General features: G+C 62.2%; 5 protein-coding genes. 3 read left to right on the top strand and 2 right to left on the bottom strand.

Going from position 1 to position 5,504, the window contains the following annotated elements; genetic code table 11:
* Both Q0M35_RS16995 and Q0M35_RS16990 read left to right on the top strand, forming a co-directional pair.
* Positions 1 to 521 (top strand): cysteine hydrolase (locus Q0M35_RS16995; RefSeq protein WP_295317454.1); only part of this gene is annotated, 521 nt, incomplete at its 5' end.
* Positions 518 to 1,261, top strand: coding sequence for a hypothetical protein (locus Q0M35_RS16990; protein WP_295317453.1), 744 nt, complete (start codon positions 518 to 520; stop codon positions 1,259 to 1,261). The genes Q0M35_RS16995 and Q0M35_RS16990, both read left to right, overlap by 4 nt.
* A gap of 62 nt (positions 1,262 to 1,323) precedes the next feature.
* Here the strand turns inward: Q0M35_RS16990 and Q0M35_RS16985 are convergent, their stop codons facing one another.
* The gene (locus Q0M35_RS16985; protein ID WP_295317452.1) at positions 1,324 to 2,106 is read right to left on the bottom strand and encodes an MBL fold metallo-hydrolase; all 783 of its coding nucleotides are present in this window, start codon (positions 2,104 to 2,106) and stop codon (positions 1,324 to 1,326) included.
* A gap of 1 nt (position 2,107) precedes the next feature.
* The gene (gene speB, locus Q0M35_RS16980) at positions 2,108 to 3,073 is read right to left on the bottom strand and encodes an agmatinase (protein WP_295317451.1); all 966 of its coding nucleotides are present in this window, start codon (positions 3,071 to 3,073) and stop codon (positions 2,108 to 2,110) included.
* Between the two features lie 294 nt (positions 3,074 to 3,367).
* Here speB and Q0M35_RS16975 point away from each other — a divergent pair, with 294 nt between their 5' ends.
* The gene (locus Q0M35_RS16975; protein WP_295317450.1) at positions 3,368 to 4,162 is read left to right on the top strand and encodes a nitrilase-related carbon-nitrogen hydrolase; all 795 of its coding nucleotides are present in this window, start codon (positions 3,368 to 3,370) and stop codon (positions 4,160 to 4,162) included.
* Positions 4,163 to 5,504 lie beyond the last annotated feature (1,342 nt).

Here is a 5,504-nt window from a genome sequence, read left to right as displayed (position 1 = left end):
AAATGCCAGGCTGGCAGGAGAATATCGCCCGCGCCCGGTCGGTTGTTGATGCCGCCCATGACAACGATATTCCGGTGACCTTTTTCCAGGAAATCCACCGCCGCGATATGGTCGATTTCGGCCGGGAGCTTGACGGGGATGAGGACATTCACTGCATGGAAGACAATCCCGGCACACCCGTCGCCGCCGAAGAGATGGACATGCGCGATACCGATTACTTTGTGCACAAACGGCGGTATTCATGCTTTTTCGGGACCGAGACGGAAATTCTGCTGAAAGGGCTCAGGGCGCAGACGCTGATCCTTGTGGGCTGTCAGACGGATGTCTGCGTACATTACACGTTCGTCGATGCGCATCAGCATGATTACCACTGCCGGGTGGTGCAGGACTGTGTCGGCGGCTCTTCGCCCGAGGCGCATCAGGCCTCGCTCAACGCGATGGAATATCTGCAGACCGGCGCGCTGCAGAACGCCGATGCGATCATCGCGGCGATGGGGTCCTGGCGGAGGGCCGCGGCATGACCGGTCAGGCGGCATTGCAGGGGCACTGGCGCCGGGAGTGGATCCGCGCGCCAGGGTTTGAGGATCATTCGACGCAGGTGCACTGGCTGCAGGCAGGTGATCTCTTTGCGGATCTGCGTATTCCTGCCGAGCGGCCCGATGTACGCGGTCTGAGTGCGCTTTCCGAGCTGCCGGCCCGTGATCTGAGCCGCCTGCTGGAGGCCGAAGGGTTTGCGGGCCACACCACGGTGCAGGACGGCCGGTGCACCTGGCACCGGCATATCAACTGGCATGGTGTGCCGCCGCAGGCTGATATCGGGCAGATGTCATGGGACGCGGACGGCGCGCTCATCGAGGATGGCGTGCTCTCGGAATACCGTGAGCTCTGGCGGCGCGAAGAGATGCCGGTGCCGCAGGTTCACCCGGTACGCGCGGGGGCACAGACGGGTCTGCTGATCGACAGCGGATCGCTCTTTGTGCTTGCGATGGGCCCCGCACCTGCGGGCGACACAACCGCATTTCGCGCGGCACTTGCAGCCGGCGAGCGTGATGAGGCGGCCCTGCACGCGCAGTTCGAGAGCGAATATCTTCTGGGTCACTGGGATGGCCGGTTTGGCATTGCAGCCCTGTCGACCAATCCGCTGCACGAGGGCCATGTAGCTCTGGAACGGGGCGATGAATTCACATGGCATGCTCTGGCCTTTGACGGGCGCGAGACGGCGCGGTCTCTTGATCCTGTGCAGGTGCCGGTAGACGCCTGATCCATCCGTCCCGGGCAGTCTCCAGGCCGCCCGTCCCGGGCGAGCGATAAACCACCCGCGCCTCACACGCCCCAGCGCTCCAGGTACTCCTGCACAATCTCATCCAGACGCGCTTTGCCGAACTCCGGGTCATGCCCGCCGTGCACCCGGGTCACCGGCAGAGCCGCAATGCGCCGCAGCGTGGCGGCATAGTCGGGGATGCTCATGCCGGGCCCGTCGTAAATGAGCGGCCCGTCATAGATCGCATCCGCCCCGAAAAGCGTGCCGCTGTCATGATGGAAAAGCCCGACCTGCCCCGGTGAGTGGCCGGGCAGATGCAGGACTTCGGCCTGCCAGTCGCCCAGATCGATGACATCGCCGTCGTTCACCTTCCCCGTGTGGTCAGCACCCTGCAACCGCCAGGCGTCAGGGTCGTATCCTTTGTGCGGGACGGCATCGATCAGCAGCGGCCAGAGCGGTGCATATCCCGCCTCCTCAAAAAGCGCACGGAAGCGCGCGGGGATGGCATCACTGCGCAGCGAATAGTCCGACGGCGCCTCCATCTCTGCCGCCTCAAGCGGATGTACCAGACGAATGGCGAATTCATGCGCGGCGCCGATGTGATCGACATGGGTATGGGTGGACAGCAGGATCAGCGGCTTATCCGGCTCCGGCCGCTGCGCATCCACAAAAGGCTTCAACGGGGCTACCCCCATGCCACTGTCGATCAGCAGATCTTTGTCGCGGCCCAGAACCAGGTGCATGTTGGCCGAAAAAACCGGGTGCACGCGCGGCTCCGTAATCAGAACTGTGCGCGCATCAAGCTGTTCGTGACGGTACCAGTCTGCGTCAACGGGAAGCGACATCTCAGCCCTCCTTTCCGACGGCGCGGCCGGCGCGCACTTCGGCCAGCAGGCACAGAATTTCATAGGCCAGGGCTGCCCCGGCCAGCGATGTCACACCGCCTGTATCAAAGGGCGGCGAGACCTCTACCATGTCCGCACCGACATAGTTAAGATGGCGCAGGCCCCGCAGCAGGACCTGTGCCTGATGGGTTGTCATCCCGCCGATCTCCGGCGTGCCGGTGCCCGGCGCATAGACCGGATCCAGACTGTCGATGTCATAGGTCAGATAAACAGGCGTATCGCCAACAAGCGCGCGGGCTTCATCAGCGATCGCCTGCGGGCCGCGATCATGAAACTCTTCGCAAAAGACCACACGCATGCCCGCATTTGCCGAGAAATCCCAGCCGTCGGACGTATTCTGCGTGCCGCGAATGCCGATCTGGATGGTTTTTGCGGGATCGATGAGCCCCTCTTCGGTCGCCCGCCGGAAGGGCGCGCCGTGATTGAACTTCGAGCCCTGAAAACTGTCGGTGGTATCGGCATGGGCATCGATATGAATGAGCGCCACCGGCTCTTTTGCTATCGCACGCAGCAGCGGCAGGGTGACAGAGTGATCGCCGCCAATGGCCAGCGGCAACACATTCTCCGCCACCAGCATCGCGGCGAAAGCTTCGATCTCGTCATGCGAGGCCTCGACCTCGAACATACGGGTAAAGGGTACATCGCCCATGTCGCGGATGCGCGCGAGCTCAAACGGGTTGATGCGGGTGGCATGATTGATCGCGCGCATCAGCGTGGACTGGTTGCGCACTTCGCGCGGGCCGTGACGGGTGCCGGGCCGGTTGGTCAGCGCTCCGTCCCAGGGCACGCCGAAAAGACCGATGTCCGCGTCGGCGATGGTCTCTGCCACGGGGACGCGCATAAAAGTGGCGATCTGCGAGAACCGTGGCGCAAACTGATCGGGGGTCGAGGGAGAGGTGTAACGCAAGAGCTGTCCGTTTCTTGTTTGCTGAGATGGGCGCGGGTGGCGGTTTGCCTTGCTTACCCTACCGTCCCGTGCCCGGAAATGTCACGCGAGCCAGGCGGTCATGTGCAGCATTGGCGCGGTTCCGGGCCGTGCTCTGATTAATCGCGCGTCAGTTCAGCAGCCACGGATCACAGAGTGTCACATCAAATGACAGACCCTGACCATGCCCTGGCCATGGACCGGTGGCTGCGAACCGTGCAAGGGTTGCATGCCTGCCTGTCTTTTGCGGCCGGTCAACACTGCGGGAGACACCTCATGAAAACAGCGCTTTATCAGATGCCGGCAGGTATCGCGCCGGACGCGCGTGCAGATGCCATTGAGACGGCACTGCGCGAGGCGGCAGCTGCGGGTGCGGGGCTGCTTGTGGCGCCGGAACTGGCGTTGTCGGGATATGGCCGCGGTCCGGTGCTGCGCGATCTGGCACAGCAGGCCGGTGGCGCCTGGTCGGGGCGGCTGCAAAAGGTCGTGCAGGAAACCGGCACAGCACTCGTTGCCGGATTTCCGGAACGCGCAGGACACACCTGTTACATCAGCGCCATGATCCTTCGCCCTGTCGAAGGCAACACGCCCGCCACGCCACAGGTTTACCGCAAGGCGATGCTCTACGGGGATTACGAGAAAGGCATCTTTGCCAGCGACGGCCCCTCGGCAGTGCTCTTCTCATGGCAGGGCCTGAAAATCGGCGTTCTGATCTGCTTCGACATCGAGTTTCCGGAAAACATCCGCCGCCTGGCCATCGCGGGCGCGGATGTGGTCGTCGTGCCGACCGCCCTGCCGGCAGGTGCGTCGGGAGCCTTCACCGCCACACAGATGATCCCGGTGCGCGCCTTTGAGAACGGTATTTTTGTGGTCTATGCCAATCACTGCGGAACGGACGAGCGTTTTACCTTTCAGGGGATGTCATCGATTACAGCCCCCGATGGCACGGTGATAGCTTCGGCGTCAGCGGACACTGCTGACATGCTTTTTGCTGACATCGATCCTGCAGCATACGATCATGTCCGCAAGGTGAACCCCTACCTGAAAGACATCACAGAGACAGCGCAGTGAGCCTGGCCCGGCAGGCCCGCTTCCCGCGTGACCAGGACCGGAAGGCAAGACCACGGCCGAACTGGCAGGCCGCCCGGAATATAGCTCTGGCAGGAAAGGCGCCCCTTGCCTGGCGACCTCCACGGCGACCCCGGACCGTGCACAGTCTGAACGACCTTTAGTTTGCCGGTACTGGTCCTGATTATTTCGGGCTGCCCGTGGTGGTCAGAACCGGACAGACCCCGGACGGTGACCTGCATTAACACATAAGCAGGACGTATCACGGACCTGCATGGCGGTATCTGCCGCACCTGCAGGGCAGAGGCCAACGATCTGAGCGCCGCGATCCGTCTGACATTTATGACAGACGAAAGCGATCCTGCGGCCAGCAACGGCGGATGACTGCGAACGGCCCGGTCCGGGCGGGCGGGCAGGCCGGCCAGTTACCTTGTGGTTGTCACCTGTAACCAGGCGATTTCGGCGTATTCGGATCAGGTGTCTGTCCCGGCGCCACAGAAGAGGCATATGTGCCCCTGCCCGAAGAGATTTAAGGAGTGACACTCAATGTGGGAATTTTCGCGGGCAGCCCGCCAGAACGCATCACCCCGGCAACGAAAAGCACCGCCAACCGGACATCCGCAAGAATACCTCAGGACCGGGACCACTGGCCGCGGGTCTGATTGACGTACTTTATGCGACGATCACGATCGTCGGCACGTAGCAGGGCGGAAAGCATCCGGGTTGCAGAGGCCGCAAGGGTCATCGAAACAATATAGCGCAAATTCAGAATTGCGCTGGTCAAAAAACGTGCGATCCTGTTCAGGACGATGGCCATGGTCAGGTTCTGCGCGCGGCGGGGACAGAGTTGAACTCCTGCTCTTCCTTCCGGACTGATCGGCGGGTACTGCACCGGTGTCGACCCGTGTCACCAGTCGCATCAGGCTCAGGGGTCAGGCTGTCATCGTGAAACTTTTCTGGCGGGGCTCCGGATGAACGACGGAACCGGGGACAAGATGCCAACCCGCTGGTTTAATGATGCTGCCGCGGGAACTGCCTGCACATTGCGGGCGGGTGTTTAAAATGGGTCTGACGTTTAAGGGAAACTCTCCGGACATGCGCAAACCTGAGTTGCGCAGTGATCGGTGAGCCTGAATAATCTGGTGTCCGGGTAAATGCGACCGCCCCGTGGGTCAGCCAAACCGATGCGGCCGGCGGTACAGGGAATCATCCCCGTCGCGGCGCCCCGGGCGCATGACCATGACGCGGTGATTCTGACGGTCGCAAAGGATGTTTTCCGCAAGGCAGGCCCGGGTGCCGTAAGGTCATATGCCAAGGCAAAACATGTCTTTTTTAACCTTAAGAG

Source organism: Roseobacter sp. (genome assembly GCF_024639605.1).
Classification (GTDB): Bacteria; Pseudomonadota; Alphaproteobacteria; order Rhodobacterales; family Rhodobacteraceae; genus Roseobacter.
Note: the sequence above shows the minus strand (reverse complement) of the source record. Positions and strands in the feature narration are given on the sequence as shown.